Source organism: Streptomyces sp. M92 (genome assembly GCF_028473745.1).
In the GTDB taxonomy this organism is placed as follows: Bacteria; Actinomycetota; Actinomycetes; order Streptomycetales; family Streptomycetaceae; genus Streptomyces.
This window is the reverse complement of the sequence record NZ_CP101137.1, coordinates 4,236,816-4,256,623: the sequence shown is the minus strand read 5'-3', so window position 1 is coordinate 4,256,623 and position 19,808 is coordinate 4,236,816. Positions and strand designations below refer to the sequence as shown.

Sequence of the window (19,808 nt, the reverse complement as noted above, 5' to 3'; positions counted from 1 at the left end):
AATCGATTCCATTGCCGCGCCCAACGGCGCACCCCTCACAACTCGGCTGCCGAGGTGATGCGCCGCCCGGTCAGACGTTCCATGTCCACGGCCAGCCAGTCGATCCGCCGTCCACCCGCCCAGGGCCTGGTGTGCGCGGCCTCGTCCAGCCGTTTCGCCTCAACCGGATCTGTCACGGCCCGGCAACGACCCACGACCAGGACGCTCCATCCCTGGCTCATGGCGTCTTCCACCTGGTCGACCTCGAAGGCGACCCGCTGGTCCACGGCCGAGGCCGTTGCGGAGCCGGGGGCGGCACGGAAGGCCACGGCCCCATCCGCCACCTCGTAATTGACCGGAAACACGGCAGGACCATGCTTCGAAGTGAACGCGATGCGTCCCACTCCATGAGTGGCGAGCAGGCCCCGGCACTCCTCTTCGCCGAGGTCGAGCAGGTGCGGGTCGCGCAGCGCCGATCCCCGCCCGGGCGGTCGGTCCGTGCCACCTCCCTGCAATGCGCCGTACGTCGTCCCCAAGGCGTCTGCCAGCCGCACCAGAGTGCCGGAGCCCGGGTCGGCTGTATGCGTCTCCAAGTAAGACAGATAGCCGGGTGCCATTCGTGCTCTCTCGGCAACCGCTTCGATGCTGAGACCCTTGCGATGACGGGCTGCGGCCAGGCGCCGCCCCACGTCCCCCGCGTCACCGCCGTACACCGAGCCATGGTGAGTCCGGTCAGCAGTCCGCGTCGCCTGCGGCATAGGCCGCCGCGGTTCCCCGAGCCGGTCCACATGCGCGTCGGGGCCGGGGAACACCAGCGTGACGTCCCCGGTGTCCGACCAGCGCACGTCGTACGGGGGCGTCCCATCGTCGTGGTGCAGGCCGACTATCTCACCGTCCCGCCGAGTAACACCGGTGGAAGGGCTCTCGACGACAAGCCGGTCGCCAACGTGTGCGTACATGACCGTCCCTCTCCGTCGATGAGGCTCTCCACCCTGGGTTACGCGCCGGCGCCGTGCCCACTAGACGGCTGAGGGTCCCGACGTGGTGCCGAACGGCCCTCTTCACGCGTGCACGAAGGCTTAACGGCCGGTCCCCCACGAGCGTGGTGGTGACCTGACAGGGCGGCTGCGTCGGCTCTCTGCGGGCATCGACGGGAGGCGATCTCCTCGTCGGCCGTCCGCACGTCGACGCGTCGTAGACGTCCTACGGAGCACCGCGAACGATCAGGGCCGGACGACCCATGAGGAACCCGGGCGGTGCCCGAAGGGCCCCTGTCGCACCGGATCCCATGGCGTGAGGCTGGAGACGACAGCCGGAGGTGGTCACGATGCGCGGGAACAGAACCATTCGACGGTCTCTGTGGCGCTGGCGCCGCAATCCGTTGCGTCGGCGCGAGGACGTGCTCGAGGCATGGATCCTGCTGATCGTCTGGCTCGTCATCGCTCTGGTGGGCCCCGTCGCAGGAGTGCTCGGGGCGCAGGTCTCCGCCCAGAGCGCCGCGCAGCGACGCGCGGAACGCCATGCCGTCACCGCCACGCTCGTGTCGGACGTACCCCACAACGCTCTGGCCGACGGGACGACGGGGGGCCGCGTCGACGCGACCGTGCGCTGGACGGCGTCCGACGGTAGCCAGCACTCGAGCAAGGCCGCGGTCGACGGAGGACTCAAGGCGGGTTCCCGAGTGTCGATCTGGACGGACCGGCAGAACAACTTGACGCCCGCGCCCCCGACCGTGACACAGGCAGGCGTGGACGCCGCCTTCATGGGCGCCGCCTCGTCGTTCGCCGTCGTCACGGCGGCGGCTGCCGGCTACTACGGAGCCAGATTGGTCCTCAACCGTCGGCGTCGCACGGCGTTGGAGGACGAGTGGCAGCAGATCGGATCCCAGTGGGGACGCACGGCCAGCTGAGCCGAGCCCCGTGGGGCCTGATGACCCGATGTCCCGGAGCGTCGCCGGGGAAGAGTTCTCCGCCGCCCACCGGGCTCCGAGTGGAGCATCTCCACAAGTTCTGAAGCGCGCCACACGCTGCAAGCCCGAGCTGCCCAACTTCCTGACGGCACCCCGCTGGCCCGCCGACATGCCGGGGGGGGCGACCAGACCCCATTGCTCAGGCAAAGCAGACTGCATGCTGGAGCAGACGACCGTGCGTCGGGTACGGCTTGGTGCCCTACCTCCTGCTTTTCTGTCCGCACGCCCAAAGAACTGGCCGTCGAGGCATCAATATCCTTACCAAACCCCGCCCTTCGTCGTAGCCGGCTACCTAAAGAAGCCCCGTGGGGGTGGTCCCCACGGGGCTTCGCCGTATCACCGGCGCTGTCACACGTCTGTCACCAACTACGCCGACGCCCCCGGACCGCAACGCCCAGACCTGCCACAACCCGCCCAGTGTGGACTGACGTGGACGCCCGAAGACGGTCTCTACAACCTGTGCCATGTGGTACCCAGTGAGGGACCCAAGATCAGGACCGGGGCGTCTTCTGGCCCGTCAAAGCGGTATTGCAGGGTGTTCGGTGGTGTCTCACTCACGCCCCAGACCCTCTCACGTCTCACGGACGCCCCTATAACACGGGGGTGCGGGAAACCGGTCTGACCAGGTTGAAGACCTCGCGGGCTGTATATCGCTTGAGGCATCGGATGATCTCACGTCGGGTCTTGCCCTCCTGGGTGCGGCGTTCGTAAAACGCCTGGGTGCGCGGGTCGTGGCGCAGGCGGGTGAAGACGATGCGGTGCAGGGCGGCGTTGGCCTGGCGGTCGCCGCCGTGGTTGAGCCGGCGCGTGCGCCGCCGGCCGGAGGAGTACTCGATGGGGCTGACTCCGCAAAGGGCAGCAAATGATGCCTCGGTGTTCAGCCGCTCGGGGTTGTCTCCCATGGTGATCAGGAGAGTGACGGCGCTGTCCGGGCCGATGCCCACCGGTTCGAGCAGTTGCGGGGCGTGGTGTTCGACGAGCCGGGTCAGGCGTTGGTTCAGCTCGTCGATCTGTCCGGTGAGCTGTTGGATGCGCTCGGCGAGCATGCGCAATGTCATGTGGGTGGCGTGGGTAACCGCGTCCTGGTCGTTCCCACCGTCGCCTGGGCCGAGGCGTGCGCAGGTGCGGAACAGCTCGACGTTGCCGAGGCTCGACATTCGTTCCCGCAGGGCGGGGCCGGCGATGACCAGGACGGCCTTGAGCTGGTTGATTGCCTGGGTGCGGGCCTTGACCGCGGAGTCCTTGGCGAGCTTGTAGATCCGGGCGCTGTACACCGGGCCGTCGCCGGATTTCGCCCGGGCCCGGGCGCGGCCACTGAGCACGGCACGTGCGGCAGCCCGCGCATCGAGCGGGTCCGACTTCCCCAGCAGACGGCGGGCCGTGCGGTCGGGCCGATTCACTTCGAACACCTGGACGTGCTGGGCCAGCAGGTAGCGGGACAGGCCCGCACCAAAGGTGCCGGTGCCCTCCACGCCGGCCCGGCGCACCGTGCCCCGCTTGCGGGCCCGGACGAGCAGCTGACGGTAGCCGGCCGCCGTCGCCGGGAAGGACTCGGTGCCAAGGATCTTTCCCAGCGGAGAGATCACGGCCGCGACATGGACTTCGCCGTGCGTGTCCACGCCCAGGACGACCTCGCGCCGAACGGGAGGACCCGTGCTCGAGAAAGTGCTGCGTTGTCGGGTCGTCATGATGGTTCGCCTCCCGCTATGTGAGATACAGGGTGGATGGCACCGGCCTGCTCGGGCGGTCTGAACCGTGATGGCGCCTGATCGGCAAGGCCCCTATAGGGACACGCCCTCTGGCTCGGCGGCAGGCAGCATCCCGCAACGATGGCCGACATGCCTGTGACTGGACACTTCGGTCAAAAATCTCACGAGTCAGACCCCGTCCGGGATGGCGCTGCACAACCATCCCATCGATGCCGGTACAGCGGCATGACTCGATCACTGCCGGATGACTTCGGCCGAAGAGACGCTCAACCTGATTGAGCACGCTGACAAGGCGTTGACTTTCGCACGCACTTGACTGGTACTGACGGGGAGTCGTCACAGAAGGCGAGCGAACGGGACGGGAGGCTATCGCATAATCACCGCTCCAGGCTCGAGTTCTTACTGCTTACCGTGCACGAGTCGCCGGAAGCTGTGGGCCCGACCTGGCGGTATGGACCCTGCGCGTCTGGCGAATCCGGGTCACCCGGTGGGGTTGACTGTGTGACCGACGACAGCGATCCCGAGTCCGATGACGACGGGTATCCATGAGACGAAGGCCAAGCTAGAGACCGCGACCAGTATGCCGGTTCCCCAAAGCCTGGGGTTACGTACTGTTCTGGCGAGCCATCGTCCAGGCATCCGGTTGCAGATCAGGGCGTAGGTACCAACCCCTGCACCGGTCACGCCCAGAACCGCCACGACAATGAGCCCGAGCGTCAAGAGTCCACCGAAGGTCATCGCCATCCTTTCGCCTGCTGCAAAGCTACTCGTCAGGTGAGCGCTCGACGACCAGCCCGTCATCCACGGCGTCCGTACCGCTCACAAGGATCTCCCGGCCTCGATCCACTCGCCGCGGCAGTCATCAACTTCCGATCCGGCGAGGGAGTTATACCGGCCCCCGTGCAGTCCCTCGGCTTTCCCGCGCTTCGGCCGATATCGCGGAGCATACGGCGGACGAGAACACGGTGGCCGCCGGAACCGATGACGAGCCCTCGGTAAAGCGCCCCGGGCAATTTGGGGAAAAGGGCGTGTGAACGTGCGCTGAGCAGTGTTCCGTCCGGGTGGTCCGCCAGCGAGAAGGTGAGTGCGTAGTGCGAAAAACGGTGCCTGCCCACGAGGATGAGGCGCTTCCCGCACACGCTTTCGGCCACCGCGAACCCGGGAATGGTCGAGCCCTGGAGCGGCAGTATGCCGGTGACGCTACGCGGCTCGGCGCCCACGAGATGGGCGAATCCGCTGCTGACCCCCAGATGGGTCCGGGCGATCCAGGTGGTGAGTGCATCCCAGGTACTCGGCGCGGGTGCCACAACACGTACCTGGTGCTCATCGATGAAGGGGAGTCCGGACGTGGGGTCGGTCGGTTCCATAGGGATGCTTCGTCCTCCGCGGCGCGCTCGGGTCGGGCCTCACAGGGGCCCAGCAGATCGTCCGCCGCGAGGAGACCCTCATCAGAGGCGGGCGGGCACACATCGTCACCAGGGCCGCGCGAACTGGCGCATCGTCCTCTACACGGACGACTTCGTCGTCCTGGCCGACGGCAGCCGCGACGACGTCGCCAGTCTGTGCGGGGCCATCGCCGATGTACTGCACGCTCTCGGGCCGAGGTGTCATCGCCGGACACCGGCTTCGACCGCTCTCACAGGTGTGCCCATACCGGGGTCGATGCCGCCGGCCGAGCAGATGAACAAAGCTTTGCGCTCCAGGGGCATGTCCAGGAGCGCAAAGCCGTGCGGCAAGGCGAGCATTGCGTGTTCCAACAGGCCGTGTTGTGAAACATGAGGGGAATCGGATCCGCCACCGCACGTTCACCGCAGGGTGAGCGGGGTCTGGGTTGCGATGCGGGACAGCTTCTCAGGGTTGCGGACGAAGTACAGGCCGGTGATGCGGCCGGCCTCTACGCGGGCCGCCATGATGCCGTCCAGCTCACCGTCCAGGTGGACGACCAGCGCGGGGCTGCCGTTGACCACGGTGGGGCCGAAGGCGATCGGGAACGAGTTCTTGTCGAGGCCGTCGGCCAAGAGGCGGGCCACCTTGTCGGCGCCGGCGATCGGCCGCAGCGCAGCGTGCTTCACACCACCGCCGTCGCCCATGTACACCACTTCGGGCGCGAGCACGTCGAGCAGGCCCTGCAGGTCGCCGCTCTCCAGTGCTCGCTGGAACGACTGCAGGGCCGCCCGCGCCTCGTTCTGGGAGACCACCTCGCGCGGGCGCCGGGCGTCCACGTGCCGGCGGGCCCGGTGCGCGATCTGGCGGACGGCTGCCGGGGTCTTGTCGACCGCCGCCGCGATCTCGTCGTAGCCGACGTCGAAGACTTCGCGTAGCACGAAGACGGCCCGCTCGGTCGGTGACAACGTCTCCAGGACGAGCATCACCGCCATCGACACGCTCTCGGCGAGTTCGACGTCCTGGGCCACGTCCGGCGTGGTCAGCAGCGGCTCCGGCAGCCACGGGCCCACGTACGACTCCTTGCGCCGCGACATCGTACGCAGCCGGTTGAGCGACTGCCGGGTCGTCATCCGGACCAGGTAGGCGCGCTGGTCGCGCACCTGCTCCAGGCCGACCGCGGCCCACCGCAGCCACGTCTCCTGCAGGACGTCCTCGGCGTCGGCCGCCGAGCCGAGCATCTCGTACGCGACGGTGAAGAGCAGATTGCGGTGGGCGACGAATGTCGCGGTCGCCCGGTCAATGGCGTGGTCATCACCCATGTCCTGATCGTTTCCCCCTCGGCCGACCGGGACCTAGGAAACCCGTTCGGCGGCGACCGGCGCCTCGGCGCGCATGGCCTCCAGCGCCTTCTTGCGCCCGGCACCTCCCTTCATGCGGTGCAGGCTGTATCCACCGGGCTTGTGCGCCTCATCGGCCAGGTGCTTCAGGATGCCCCGGCACACCGTCTCCTTCATCTTCGCGCCGAGGCGACCGCCGATGTGGAACCACACTGCGACGTCGGACCTGTTGCCGAACTGGAAGATGCCGGTGCCCCGGCCCAGGCTGACGCACTGCGCGCCGAACGATTGGTTGAGGCTCTCGGGCTGCTCCCCGGCCAACCGGCTGAGCACCGTGTCCGCGGCCCGCGCACCCAGCGGCATCGCTGCTTGGCAGCTCATCCGCAGCGGCAGGCCCGACGGCGCAGCCGAGTCCCCGGCCGCGACGATGCGCTCGTCGTCCACGCTCGTGAGCGTCTCGTCCGTGTGCAGCCGACCCAGGGCATCGATGCTCAGCCCACTGCGCGCGGCCAGGTCGGGCACGCCGAATCCGGCGGTCCAGACGGTCACCGCGCTCCGCAGTTCCCGGCCGTCGGCGAGCCGCACCGCGTCACGCGTCACCGCCGTCACCTTCGTGTCGGGGCCTTCCACGACCGTCACTCCGAGCGCCGCCAGCCGGCCGGCCACCGAACGCCGCCCCCGCCGGTGCAGGTACGGGCCGAGCACCCCACCGCAGACCAGGGTCACGCTGCGGCCCTGTTCCGCGAGCTCGGCGGCGGTTTCGATGCCCGTAGGACCGGCTCCGACCACCGTCACCGCGGCCGATGCGGGCGCGGCATCGAGGACCGGCAGCAGCCGCTGCACCTCCTCCAGGGCGGCGATCGGGTAGGCGAACTCGGCCGCCCCGGGCACCCGCGGGTCGGCACTGCCACTGCCCACCGCGTAGACCAGGTAGTCGTAGCCGACCGCACCCCCGCTCGCCAGCTCCACACCGCGGCCCGCCGCATCGATCCGCGTCACGCTGTCGACCACCAGCCGAACCCCCTCCGCCAGAACCTCCCGGTAGTCGACAACGGCGGAGTCGGTCCCGCCCACCAACTGGTGAAGACGGACCCGGTGGACGAAGACGGGGCGCGGGTTGATCAACGTCACGGTCACATCGCCGTGCTGCGTCAGGCGATTGGCCGCCATGACGCCGGCGTAGCCGCCGCCGATCACCACCACATCGGTGTTGTCAGCCATGATGTCTCCCTCGTTTCGAGCGGTTCGAGCGGTTCGAGCACGAGACACCGCCCCATCGATCCCTGTGACAGCGTGTGCGTCAGATCACTTCGCAGGCGTGGCCCTCTGAACGGACGTGGCCAACGGGGCCCGGGCTCCTCGCCTGAGACGGGACGAGCGCGAGGAACGGATTGGCGTCATCCCTCGGTCAGTTGCTGGATGGTCTTGATGGCTTGCCGCGCTCCGTTTTCGGTCGCCATGTGTTGTGCCGCTCTTGCTGCGGCTCGGCTGTGTGACTGCTGCTTCACTACTTGGTGAAGGGAGTCGGCGAGTCGTTCAGCGGTGAGGGACCGGAAGGGGATGGGGTCGGTGACGGCGCCGAGGGCGGCGAGTCGCGTTGCCCAGAACGGCTGGTCCGCGGTGACCGGGACGGGGACGGCGGGTATTCCGGCGCGTAGCGCGGCGGCGGAGGTGCCGGCGCCGCCGTGGTGGACCACGGCGGCCAGCCGTGGGAACAGCAGGGCGTGCGGTACGTCCCCGATGGTGAGCACGTCGTCGCCGTCGGCGGCGAGGTGGGCGCTGCCGGCCTGGAGGATGCCGCGCAGTCCGGCGCGGCAGGGCTCGTACCGCGATCTCGCTCAGTCGTTCCCCGTCGCCGGAGGCCATGCTGCCGAAGCCGATGAGGACGGGCCGGGGTCCGGCGGACAGGAAGTCCTCGAGCTCGGAGGGCAGCCGTTCGGCCGGGTCGTGGTGGGGCCACCGGTTTCCTACGACGTCCAGGCCGGGGCGCCAGTCAGAGGGGCGGGGCACCAGGGCCGTGCTGAAGCCTTGCAGGATGGGCCAGTTCGCCTGTTCCTGGCGGCGGCGCACCTCGGAAGGGGAAGCCGGGGGGAGGGCGAGGCGGTGGCGCAGTTGTGTGACGGCCTGTGTGTAGACGCGGTCGGCCATGCGCAGGGCGAAGCGTCCGGTTGCCCGGTTGGCGAGTCGGCCCAGTGAGCGGGAACCGGTCACGACGGGTGGGAAGTCGCCGGTCGGTGCGGTGGGCTGGAGGTACACGCCGAGGCTCGGGGTGCCCGTGGCCTCGGTGATGTGCCAGCCGAGGGGGCGGTGGTGGTGGACAGGAGGAGCAGGTCCACGCCTTGGTCCACGGCGTCGGCGAAACCCTCGCCCAGGTCGGTGATGAAGGCGGCGGCGGCCCGCATCAGGTCACGGCCACGGCCGTGGTGATCGCGAGCTTTGTCCAGTGGCGCACCCGCCAGCGCCGTATCAGCGGGCCCGAACCGCCGGGCAGGCGCCCGGCTGCACCGCTTCTCACCCTCGCGGTGCTCGTCCTCGCCGGCTTCGTCGTCGCGGTGACCGCTTTGGCACCCTGAACGGCCGGCCGCGACGAGGGGACGGGCAGCGGCTGATGTCAGCAGCCCGTACACCTCCGTCCCGACGCGACGGGAGGACGCGCAGGTGACCCAACATCCCGGTGGGATGAAGTGGGATGAAGCGGTTCCGGACTCTGCCGGGCCTGGGGCGTCTGCGCGGCGGCCGGGCACACGGTGATGCGCTCGACACCCTGACGGTGCGGGCTCTGATCGCGCCCAAGTGCCTGGCGTACGCGCAGAGCGCGGGTGTACGGCCGCGGAGCGCGGGCGTACCTCCGCAGAACGCCTTCCACGGCGTGCCAGTGCCGGTGGTCGCATACACACTGCTGGCCCGTTCCCAGCCCTCTGTCGCGTCGGCGGCCGGGAACGTGCGGCAGTGCTGTCACGCGCCACCTTCGCCGGCTTGAGCTTCGGTCCGCGGCACGCTGCGGGTCCGTCCGCGCCTCGCCCACCGCACCCTGGGCACCATCGTCTTCCGGAACGAGGACGACACCGCCCGCCTCACCCTCAGCCGCCCCGACTGGCACACCCTGCTTGACCTCGCCCTCGCCGAGATCGTCCTCCACGGCGCCGACTCCCTCCAGGTCCACCGCCGCCTGCGTGCCCTCCTCGCCGCTCCGGCCTCCGCGCTTCCCTCCCACCGCGCGACCAGCCTGACCCCGTTCCACGCCACCCTCGACCACACGGTCCACGCACTGCCCACCCCGGCCCTGACCGACATCGCCGCGATCGAGGACCCTCAGGGGCTGGGCGGCCCGGCCTGGCCCGCGGGCGCTCAGCAGCCGGCCCGGGGGGCGGAACCGGCCGGGGGGGAACACCCGCGGACCACACCGCGACGCCGACCGGCAGGATCGTGTTGCTGCCCGGCGGAGGTCGCCCCGGTCCCGATACTGAGCACATGCCCGGCCAACTCCGCGCCAAAGTTCTGCCGGACCGGCAACGCCGGTCTCTGGACGACCTCCAGCAGGACCTCGATCTCTCGTCCGGGGACAGCCGGTCGAAGCAGTCTGCCTTCTGGACCATGCTCACACTGTCCGCCGTCATCGCGGCGGGCGGCATCCTGACGGACTCCACCGCCACCGTCATCGGCGCGATGATCATCGCCCCGCTTTCCACGCCCATCATGGGCATCGCCCTCGGTGCCGTACAGCGCCGCCGCACCACCGCCGCCGCGTTCGTGGCCCTCGGGTGCCTGCTGGTGATCCTGGTCGGGGCGGTGGCCTCGCTGGTGGTGCCGCAGTCCTATGACCTGCTGACCAACAGCCAGGTCTCGGGCCGGACCTCACCGGGACTGCTCGACCTGATCTCCGCCCTGGCCACGGGCTTCGCCGGAGCCGTGGCACTGGCCCGCAAGGACGTCGCCGCGGTACTGCCGGGCGTGGCCATCGCGATCTCCCTCGTTCCACCCCTCGTCGTCACCGGCGTCTGCGCCGGCCAGGCGGCATGGTGGCCGGCGCTGGGCGCTCTGGTGCTCTTCCTGTCCAACCTCTTCGCCCTCGTCTTCGCCGGCATGAGCGTCTTCACCGCCCTCGGCTACACCCACACCACCGGACGGCACACCCATCACCGACCACGCCGCGCCCATGTCATGCTCGGACTGCTCTTCGCCGCCGTCCTGCTCCCCCTGGGCGCCAACACGGTCGTCACCGTCCTGCTCAACGCCTGGACCCTCAGAGCCGAGAGCGCCGCCGAGCGGTGGCTCTCGCACAGCCCCGGCGCGACGGTCACCAGCGTCGACGCACGCTCCCGCACCCTGTACATCCACGTGCGCACTCCCAACGACCTGCCCCCGGTCGAAGATCTGCTCAACAGTCTGGAGGGACACCTCCCCGATGGCGTCCCCATCGTGGTCGACAGCACACGCGGCCAGCAGATCACGGCCGGCAAGGTCGGTGGATGAGGGCCTTCGGACAGCGTCTGTAATACCCGAGTAACGGCGCCCGCCTAGCGTCCCGGCTCCCCCGACCCTCCTGCGGAGGAGCACCCCGATGCACCTGTCCCGACCGCCGTGGCGGCACCGAGCGCCCTGGATGGCGGCCGTGTTCGTGGCCACCGCCGTACTGAGCGGACCGTCACCCGCCACCGCGGCCAACGGCGCCACGACAGCGGCCGCCGTCGACCCCGCGCTCACCGCCGCCGTCGCCGACGGCGGCGAGTCCTCCTTCTTCGTCGTCCTGAAGGACCAGGCCGACCTGACCGGCGCCCGCGCCCGCGGCTCGCACGCGGCGAAGGGCAAGGCCGCCTTCCAGGAGTTGCGCGCGACGGCCGAGGACACCCAGGGCCCGCTCCGGTCCTTCCTCGACAACAAGAAGATCGGCCACCAGGACTACTGGATCACCAACGCCGTCCAGGTCACCGGCGACGACAGGCTCGTCGCCGAGCTGGCCGAGCGCCCGTACGTGGCACGGATCGTCAAGGAGCAGCACTACCGCATCGACGACCCGACGACGGACGACTCCCGCGTCACCGCCGACCGCACCGACGCGGACACCGGCACCGGCACCGGCACCGGCACTGATGCGACCGCCCCCGAGTGGGGCGTCGCCGACATCAACGCCGACCAGGTCTGGGACCGTTACGAGGACCGCGGCGAGGGCATCGTCATCGCCAACATCGACTCCGGGGTCCAGTACGACCACCCGGACCTGGTCGCCAACTACCGCGGCACCAAGGGCGACGGCACCTTCGCCCACGACTACAACTGGTACGACCCCACCGGGCAGTGCGGCAGCTCCGGCGTCCCCTGCGACAACAACGGCCACGGCACCCACACCATGGGCACGATGGTGGGCAAGGACGGAGTCGGGGTGGCACCGAACGCCACCTGGATCGCGGCCAAGGGCTGCGAGTCCTCGGAGTGCTCGGACGAATACCTGCTCAAGGCCGGCCAGTGGATCCTGGCCCCGACCGACCGCAACGGGCGCAATCCGCGCCCCGACCTGGCGCCGGACATCGTCAACAACTCCTGGGGCGGCGGCAACACGACGTTCTACCAGGACATCGTCGAGGCGTGGAACGCGGCCGGCATCTTCGAGGCGTTCGCGGCCGGCAACGACGGTGACGGCACGACCTGTTCGACCGCTCACGCCCCCGGCGCCCAGGCCCCGGCCTATGGGGTCGGCGCCTACGACGCGGCCGGCGCGATCGCTTCCTTCTCCGGCTTCGGACCGTCCCTGGTGGACGGTTCGGCCATACCCGACATCTCGGCACCGGGCGTCGACGTCCGCTCGACCTGGCCGGGTTCGGCGTACAACGTCGCGTCGGGTACGTCCATGGCGACCCCGCACGTCGCCGGCGCGGTGGCGCTCCTGTGGTCGGCGGCCCCATCACTGATCGGCGACATCGACGGCACCCGTGAGCTGCTCGGCCAGGGCGCCCGGGACGTCGACGACACCCACTGCGGCGGCACCGCCGGGATGAACAACGTCTGGGGCGAGGGCAGACTCGACGTCCTCGCCTCCGTCGACCGGGCCCCGCACACCGCGGGCACCGTCACCGGCACGGTCACGGACACGGACACCGGCGCCACCCTGGCCGGCCTCACCGTGAAGGCCACCGACACCACCGGCGCCGCCCGCACGGTCACCACCGGCGCCGACGGCGGCTACCGCCTCACTCTCACGCCCGGCACCCACAGCCTCACCGTCAGCGGCTACGGCTACGCGGACACCGCCCCCACCCGGATCGAGGTCGGCGAGAGCCAGGCCCTGAGCCGCGACTTCTCGCTCACCCCGGTCGCCTCGCACCGGGTCACCGGCACCGTCCGCGACGTCACCGGCGCCCCACTGGCCGGCGCCCGCGTCGAGCTGACCGGCGTCCCCGTCGACGCCGTCGCCACGGACAACGCAGGCGCGTACACGATCCCGAAGGTCGCCGAGGGCACCTACACCCTGACCGTGACGCCCGCCGAGCCCGCCCTGTGCAACGGCACCTGGACCGGCACCGCCACCGTCACGGCCGCCGGCCTGACGAAGGACGTCCGGGTGCCCGCGCGGTCCGACGCCTTCGGCACCACCTGCGCCCCGGCCGCCTACTCGTGGGTCGCCGGCAAGGAGAAGGTCGCCCTCAGCGGCGACGAGGACGCCACCACCGTCCGACTGCCCTTCCCGGTGCGGCTGTACGGGGTGTCCTACACCAGCACGTCCGTCACCACCAACGGCATGCTCAACTTCCTCGCCCCGCGCGTCGGCGACTACGCCAACACCGCGCTGCCCACGGTCAACAACCCCAACGGCTTCATCGCCGTGCTCTGGGACGACCTGACCCTCGACAAGAAGTCGTCGGTGCAGACCACCACCACCGGCAAGGCGGGCCACCGCACCTTCGCCATCGTCTGGGACAACGTCGCCCACGCCACCGGCACCGCCGGCCGCGCCACCTTCGAAGCCGTCTTCGACGAGGCCACGGGTTCCGTCACCCTCCAGTACAAGACAGTCCCCGACCACGGCGCGGGCGCCACCGTCGGCGTCCAGAACCAGACCGGCACCGACGCCCTCCAGTACGCCTACGAACAGCCGGTCCTCGCCGACGGCTCCGCCGTCCGCTTCACCCAGGGAGCCAAGTGATGACCACCCACACCTCCCGGCACACCTTGCGGCTCGCCTCCGCCCTGGTCACGGCCGGACTCTGCCTGAGCGCCGCCCCGCCGGCCCTGGCGGCGGGCACGGGCGACGGCGACGTCCTGAAGCTCAGCACCGCCCAGGCCGACAAGCTCGCCGCCCGCGTCACGCTCGACGCGTACGGCGATGCCCAAGACCACGCGGAAAAGGGACAGGAGCGGAGAACCGCCTCCGCCCCCACCGAGGCCGACGCCGCCGCGCCGGTCACCTTCACCCCCGCCTCCACCCTGGAGGGCGTCCGCGGCATGGGGGCCACCGCGCCCGTGGGCCGCAAGGGCGACTACTTCATGCTCACCAGCCTCGGCAGCATCCAGCGCCGCACCGCCGACGGCGACGCGGTGTGGGAGCGGACCAACAGCTCCCTGTACGAGGACTGGCAGGCGAAGCCGCTCCGCCCCTGGCAGACCGAGCCCTACCCGGCCCGCATCCTGATGGGCTACAACGCGGTCTCCCCGTTCTCCCCCACCTCCGACAACGGGTACTCCACCGACGACCTGACCGGTGACGGCACCGACGACCTCGTGTTCACCGCGAGCGTCGGCGCGGTGCCCTACCGCCCGATCACCTCGCCGGGCTCCTCGCTGTCCACCGGCACCTTCGTCACCGTGGTCGACGGCGCCACCGGCAAGACCCTGTGGTCGAAGCTGTACGACTACGCCTCCGCGGTCCGGGTCGTCGACGGCACCCTGCTGGTCGCCGACGCTCCCCGGATGAGCCTCGACTCCCCCGCCGCCGACACCGCGAAGCTGACCGGCATCCGCTTCACCTCGGCCGACGGCGCGCTGACCCCCGCGTCGACGTGGACGTACGACACCGGGGAAACCGGATCCGTCAACTGGGGCGACCTCCAGGACATCGGCGCGGGCCGGGCCGTCGTCTCCTGGGACCGGGCCGGGACCGACGACACCGAGGGTCTGGGCCGCACCCTCGTCCTCGACAGCGCGGACGGTTCCGTCCTCTGGTCGGCGGACAGCGCGCTCTACAGCCGTCAGCTCCGCCTGGACGCCGGACGCGGCCGGATCGTCGCCCTCGAGCAGGCCGACCCCACGGACGGGGTGCGCTACGAGATCGCCGCGTACGACCTCGCATCCGGACGGCGCGAGACACTGGACAGCCGGGTCAACGTGCTGCCCACCGCCCTGACCGTCGGCGCCCTCGACTCCCGCAAGGGCGCCGAGTACGCGGTCTCCGAGTCGTCACTGGACAGCAACCTGTACGTCAACGCCGCCACCGTCCGCGCGTTGGACGGCGACGCCCCCGGCTCGGCGCTGTGGTCGCACACCTTCAAGCGGGACCCGGACAACATCCAGAACGGTGCGAGCGTCTGGCGCCTGGCGATGGCCGACGGCCGGCTGATCGCCTCCGCGGAGAACGACGAGAAGATCGCCGCAGCCGAGAACGTCGGCGGTAGCCGCCTGGCGGCACTCACGGTGTTCTCCGCCAAGGGCGCGATCAAGTGGCAGGAGAAGGGCACCGCCGCCTCTCCCATGTACCAGGAGGTCGTGCGCGACGGCCACGACACCCGCATCCGGGTCGTCGACCAGAGCGAGAACGTCCGCACCTTCCGGCTGGGCAACGGCAAGCAACGGTCGGTGACTCCACTGCGGGCCGACATCGGACACGCGCGGGCCGCCGACCTCGACAAGGACGGCGCCTCGGACGTGGTGATGGCCGGCTCCTCGAACGGCGTGTGGGCCTACTCGGGGCCCTCCCTCGTCTCCGGGCGCCCCGAGAAGCTGTGGCGGGCGACCGTGCCGGGTCCGGTCCACGAACTGGTGACCGGGGACGTCACGGGCGACGGCCGACCCGAGGTCGTCGTCGCCGCCGACACCGCCGTCATCGTCCTCGACGGACGCACCGGCCGCACGCTGACCACCGTCGACGGCGGCGGCGCCTTCGTGCGCTCCGTCACCCTGGCCGACCTCGATCGCGACGGCGCGCGGGACCTGCTGGTGCCGACCGGGACGCTCGACGCCTACGACGGCGCCGGCCACCGCCTGTGGTCGTACTCGGCACCCGCAGACCTCGGCGGTGTCGTCTTCGCCGACCCATCGGTGGCCGACGGCCGGGTCTACACCTCCTACTCCAGAGCGGACGCGATCACCCTGGCCGACCCGGCGGCGAAAGCGGTCGCTCTGAACGCCGGGACCGGCGAGGTCGAGTGGCACGCCGCACCCGAGGCACCGGCCAGGTCGACCGACGGCGTGATCCACGCCGCCCTGACCTACCGGGGCACCTTCGCCTCCCCCGAGATCCCGTACGCGGACGGGCACGCCGTCGTGCACCTGTGGGCGTTCAGGGGTCGGGTCGGCGGCACCGACGCCGTGAGCCTCCAGCAGTACATGGAGATCCGCGACGGCCGCACCGGCGAGGTCGTGCACACCGCCGTCGTCGGCGGCCTGTGGACGCACAACGCCTTCTTCACCGACGGCGGTGTGCTGTACCAGGCAGGCACCTCGTCGTTCCGGGCGTTCCGCGGCGAGGACGAGGAGGACCTGACGGTCCTGACCGTCCCGCAGTCCTACGCCGCCGGCTTCGCGACCGGCCCCGGTGGCCGCAAGCTGCTGATCGGCGGTGTGGAGAGCGGCGTCTACGCCTGGGACCCGAGCGTCTTCGGCACCCCGGGCTCCTACGTCCCGAGCGTCGGCAGCGCCGGGCTCATGGGCGGACGCAACCATCTGGCCGCCGACCTCGACGGTGACGGCACCGACGAGGTGCTCTCGCTCAACGGCGACGACTACGGCCGCGACCGGATCGCCGAGGATCTCGGCGGCCGGTACCTGGTCCAGGACAACGGCATCCACCAGGTCACCACGTACAAGCTCTCCTGACCCGGGGGGCGGGTGCTCCCCCGGTCACCCCGGGGGAGCACCCGGTACGTTCGATTACAGTGCAGTCCCATGAAGGCGCGCTTTCCGGACGGTGACGACACCACCGCTCCGCGCTTGCGCCTGCACCTCTTCGGCGGATTTCGGGTGACCCGCGACGGCGGACCCGCTCCGGCCGAGCGCTGGCCGCGGCCCGGCGCCCGCGCCCTGGTGAAACTGCTCGCCGTCATCCCCGGCCACCGGCTCCACCGCGAGCAGGTCATGGCGGTGTGCTGGCCCGACGCCGAGCCGCGATCGGCCGCAGGCAGCCTGCGCGTCGCCCTGCACGCCGCCCGGCACGCCCTGGAACCCGAACTAGCGCCCCGCGCGACCTCCTCGTACCTGATCGCGGACGGCGGACTGCTGTCCCTCTCCCCCGCGACCGTGTGGATCGACGCCGACGAGGCCGAGGCCGTCGGCCGGGCGGCCCTGACCGAGGGACGAACGGCGGAACTGGCCCGGGCGCTGGAGCGGTTCACCGGCGAGCTGCTGCCGGAAGACCGTTACGCGCCCTGGGCCGCGGACCGACGCGGGCAGCTCGCGCTGCTGCGCGAACACCTGCTGCTCCGCCTCGCCGAGCAGCACCTCGCTCACGGGGCCCCGGCCAAGGCCGCCTCGGCCGCCGAGGAGGTCCTGGCCACCAGCCCCGCCGAGGAGGTCGCCCACCGCGTCCTCATCGACGCCTGGCTGCGGCAGGGACTGCGCCGACGCGCGGTGCGCCAGTACCACCTGTGCCGCGAACTGCTCGACACGGAACTCGGCGTACGGCCCGGCCCGGAGACGGAACGCCTGCACCGCGCCGCGCTCGCCGCCGGCCCCGCCCCTGTACCCGCCGCCTCACTTTTGCCCGCACCGCTGCGGGCGGCCCCCGAGATCCCGCCGTTGCGCGGCCGCGACGACGTCCTGAACCGGCTGCTCGCGCCCGGCGGAGCGCCCGTCACCCTGCTCACCGGCGAGGCCGGTGTGGGCAAGACCCGTCTGGTCGGCGAGGCCGCACGGCGGGCCGCCGCGGACGGTACGGCCGTCCTGTGGGGCGGAGGCCAGGAGGCGGAAGGGCACACCCCGTACGGGGCGTTCGCGGAGGCTTTCGACGGCCGCCTTGCCGAACACGATGCCGCCGAACGGGCCCGGGTGGGCGCGGAGTACCCGGAACTGGCCGCGTTCCTGCCCTCGCTCGGCCGGGTCGGCCCCGGTGGCGAGCGCAGCCCGGAGGAGGAACGCGACCGGCTGTTCCGGGCCGGCACGATGTTCCTCGCCGACCTGGCCGCCCGCTGCCCGGTGCTCGTCGTCCTGGACGACCTGCACGCTGCGGACACTGGCTCCTTTCAGCTCCTCGGGCACCTCGCCCGGCGGGCAGGAGAACGCGGAACGGCACTGCGGTTCGTCGTGACGTTCCGGGAGGAGGAACTCCCCGCCGGCGATCCGCGCCGAACGGTCCTCGCTTCCCTGCTGCGGCAGCGTCTCGCCGTACGCGAGGAGTTGGGCCGGCTCGACGAAGAGGCATGCCGGGCTGTGGTGCGTGACGCGACCGGCCCCGGACCGGACGGCGGCCGGGCCCTGCGGGTGTGGCGGCTGTCCCTGGGCAACCCGCTGTTCGCCCTGGAACTCGCCCGCGGCCCAGTCGACGATGACAACGCTGTCACCCCGGAGAGGGTGCGGGAACTGGTGGCCGACCGGCTCGTACGGCTCGATCCGGACACCCGCCGGGTCGTGGAGGCGCTCTCCGTCGCAGGGGGCGAAGCGGCACTGACCGAGCTGCTGGACGTCGCCGCGCACGGGCTGCTCCCGCCGGTGGCCGGAGCGGCCGCGGCCGAGGCCCTTGAGCGCGCCGTCACGGCCTCCCTCGTCGAGGAACGGCAGGTGGTGGTCGCCGGCAGACCCGAGGCGGGACTGGCCTTCCGGCATCCGTTGGTACGACTCACCTGCTACGAGCAGCTCGGCGCGGTCCGCCGCCGGACGCTGCACTCGGCGTTCGCCCGCACCATCGCCCGGCGCCGCCCGGACGCGGTCGACGCCCTCGCCTCGCACTACACGCGCGCCGACGACTCCCGGGCGGCCGAGTACCTGCGCCGGGCTGCCGAGCGCGCCGCCGGCCTGTACGCCAACGACACCGCCGACCGCTACTACCGGGACCTGCTGGCCCGCCTCGACGTGGACGCGGCCCGCGCCCGGCTGGCCCACGCCCATGTGCTGCGCAGGATGGGCCACTTCGAGCAGGCCGCCGACGCGCTGCGGCCGGCCCTCGCCGAGTTCGAGCGGCGCGGGGACCACGACGACACTGTTTTCACGGCGGCCCTGCTCTCCGAGACCCTCGTCAAGACCAGCGCCCCGGGCCCGGCCCTGCGGACCCTGGGCGAGCATCCGGTCACACCGGACACGGCCCCGGCACCCGCGGCCGGCCACCATCTGGCCCGGTCGGTCGTCCACTGCGTGCAGGGCCGGTACACGGTGGGCGCGGAAGCCGCCCTGGACGCCCTGACGGCCGCCCGTCTCGTACCTGACGCTCCGGGCCAGGCGCTGACGGCACGCGCCCACGCCCTGCGGGCGGCCAACCTCGGCCTGGCCGGCCGCTTCGACGAGGCCCGGGAAGCGGGCGACCTGGCGCTGGCACCGGCCGAGGCGTACGGCGACCCGACGCTGCTCGGCTCGGTCCTGTCGACGGCGCGGGAGAACGCGCGCCGGGCCGGCCGGCTGCGGGAGGCCGTGGACATCGGTACCCGCGCCCTCGGTCTGTCCGAACGGTCCGGAGATCCGACCGCCGCTGCGTTCGAACGTGCCAATCTCGCCGAGCTGTGGCTTCTGCTCGAAGAACCCGGTCCGGCCCGGGACCTCGCCGGACGGGCCGTCGCGGGTGCGGAATCGTACGACGCCTGGTGCCTCCCGTACGCCTTGGTGACGCTGGCGCGCGTACACGCACGCGACGGCGCGGCGACGAGAGCCACCATCCTTCTGGACCGTGCTGAGGCAGTCATCTCCGCACAGGGGGACCGGCAGGCCGAGCACGAAGCACGCACCGCCCGCGCCGAGATCGCCCTGCACACCGGCCGCCCAAAGGACGCGCTGCGCGTCCTCGACGGTCACACGAACGGCGCTCCCGTCCTCACCGCCTGGGCCCGTCTCCTCACCGGCAACCCCGAGACGGCCCTGAGCCTCGCGCGCACCGAGGTGACGCGGACCTGTCGCACGGGGGAGCGCCTCGCCGAGGTGGAGGCCCGGGCGGCCCTGGGGGCGGCCCTCGCCCGGCTCGCGCGTCCCGAGGAGGGCACACGGCAACTGGACCGTGCCCGATCGCTGGCGCGGGCGCTGCCCTACCCGGCCGGGGCCCGCTGGGTGAGGTGGGCACGTGAGCTGGCGGAATCGGCGCGGTGA

General features: G+C 71.3%; 10 protein-coding genes and 1 pseudogene. 6 read left to right on the top strand and 5 right to left on the bottom strand.

Annotation, left to right across the window (positions count from 1 at the left end):
• Window positions 1–35 precede the first annotated feature (35 nt).
• Window positions 36–938: a pyridoxamine 5'-phosphate oxidase family protein gene (locus M6G08_RS19255; RefSeq protein ID WP_272588399.1), complete on the bottom strand. Its 903-nt coding sequence runs from the start codon at window positions 936–938 to the stop codon at window positions 36–38.
• 368 nt (window positions 939–1,306) lie between these two features.
• Between M6G08_RS19255 and M6G08_RS19250 the strand changes: the two genes are divergently transcribed.
• Window positions 1,307–1,888 (top strand): Rv1733c family protein, encoded by a 582-nt coding sequence (locus tag M6G08_RS19250; protein ID WP_272588398.1) that lies wholly within the window; start codon window positions 1,307–1,309, stop codon window positions 1,886–1,888.
• A gap of 650 nt (window positions 1,889–2,538) precedes the next feature.
• Here M6G08_RS19250 and M6G08_RS19245 read toward each other — a convergent pair.
• The 4 genes and pseudogenes from M6G08_RS19245 to M6G08_RS19230 form a co-directional block, all read right to left on the bottom strand.
• Window positions 2,539–3,636 (bottom strand): IS110 family RNA-guided transposase, encoded by a 1,098-nt coding sequence (locus M6G08_RS19245; RefSeq protein WP_443048844.1) that lies wholly within the window; start codon window positions 3,634–3,636, stop codon window positions 2,539–2,541.
• Window positions 3,637–5,462: 1,826 nt separating this feature from the next.
• A complete protein-coding gene (locus M6G08_RS19240) occupies window positions 5,463–6,362 on the bottom strand; it encodes an RNA polymerase sigma-70 factor (RefSeq protein WP_272588396.1) in 900 nt (299 codons plus the stop codon).
• Between the two features lie 33 nt (window positions 6,363–6,395).
• Window positions 6,396–7,601 carry an NAD(P)/FAD-dependent oxidoreductase gene (locus M6G08_RS19235; RefSeq protein WP_272588395.1) on the bottom strand — a complete coding sequence of 402 codons (1,206 nt, stop codon included), beginning with the start codon at window positions 7,599–7,601 and terminating at the stop codon, window positions 6,396–6,398.
• A gap of 176 nt (window positions 7,602–7,777) precedes the next feature.
• Window positions 7,778–9,007 (bottom strand): annotated as a pseudogene (locus M6G08_RS19230) (glycosyltransferase).
• Window positions 9,008–9,378: 371 nt separating this feature from the next.
• Between M6G08_RS19230 and M6G08_RS36010 the strand changes: the two are divergent.
• The 5 genes from M6G08_RS36010 to M6G08_RS19205 all read left to right on the top strand — a co-directional run bounded on the left by M6G08_RS36010 (window position 9,379) and on the right by M6G08_RS19205 (window position 19,808).
• On the top strand, window positions 9,379–10,017 hold the full coding sequence (locus M6G08_RS36010) for a DUF2254 family protein (RefSeq protein WP_443049011.1): 639 nt from the start codon (window positions 9,379–9,381) through the stop codon (window positions 10,015–10,017).
• The gene (locus tag M6G08_RS19220) at window positions 9,903–10,853 is read left to right on the top strand and encodes a DUF389 domain-containing protein (protein WP_443049010.1); all 951 of its coding nucleotides are present in this window, start codon (window positions 9,903–9,905) and stop codon (window positions 10,851–10,853) included. The genes M6G08_RS36010 and M6G08_RS19220 overlap by 115 nt, the downstream gene beginning before the upstream one ends.
• 88 nt (window positions 10,854–10,941) lie before the next feature.
• Window positions 10,942–13,518, top strand: coding sequence for a S8 family serine peptidase (locus tag M6G08_RS19215; RefSeq protein ID WP_272588393.1), 2,577 nt, complete (start codon window positions 10,942–10,944; stop codon window positions 13,516–13,518).
• Complete coding sequence (locus M6G08_RS19210; RefSeq protein WP_272588392.1) at window positions 13,518–16,403, top strand: FG-GAP-like repeat-containing protein; 2,886 nt, start codon at window positions 13,518–13,520, stop codon at window positions 16,401–16,403. The genes M6G08_RS19215 and M6G08_RS19210 overlap by 1 nt, the downstream gene beginning before the upstream one ends.
• A gap of 69 nt (window positions 16,404–16,472) precedes the next feature.
• Window positions 16,473–19,808 carry an ATP-binding protein gene (locus M6G08_RS19205; RefSeq protein ID WP_272588391.1) on the top strand — a complete coding sequence of 1,112 codons (3,336 nt, stop codon included), beginning with the start codon at window positions 16,473–16,475 and terminating at the stop codon, window positions 19,806–19,808.

What these genes read in the sequence shown, in the direction of transcription:
- M6G08_RS19215 (WP_272588393.1), top strand. Translation starts at nt 10,942, where the DNA reads ATGCACCTGTCCCGACCGCCGTGGCGGCACCGAGCGCCCTGGATGGCG.
- M6G08_RS19205 (WP_272588391.1), top strand. Translation starts at nt 16,473, where the DNA reads ATGAAGGCGCGCTTTCCGGACGGTGACGACACCACCGCTCCGCGCTTG.
- M6G08_RS19245 (WP_443048844.1), bottom strand. Translation starts at nt 3,636, where the DNA reads ATGACGACCCGACAACGCAGCACTTTCTCGAGCACGGGTCCTCCCGTT.
- M6G08_RS19255 (WP_272588399.1), bottom strand. Translation starts at nt 938, where the DNA reads ATGTACGCACACGTTGGCGACCGGCTTGTCGTCGAGAGCCCTTCCACC.
- M6G08_RS19250 (WP_272588398.1), top strand. Translation starts at nt 1,307, where the DNA reads ATGCGCGGGAACAGAACCATTCGACGGTCTCTGTGGCGCTGGCGCCGC.
- M6G08_RS19210 (WP_272588392.1), top strand. Translation starts at nt 13,518, where the DNA reads ATGACCACCCACACCTCCCGGCACACCTTGCGGCTCGCCTCCGCCCTG.
- M6G08_RS19240 (WP_272588396.1), bottom strand. Translation starts at nt 6,362, where the DNA reads ATGGGTGATGACCACGCCATTGACCGGGCGACCGCGACATTCGTCGCC.
- M6G08_RS19235 (WP_272588395.1), bottom strand. Translation starts at nt 7,601, where the DNA reads ATGGCTGACAACACCGATGTGGTGGTGATCGGCGGCGGCTACGCCGGC.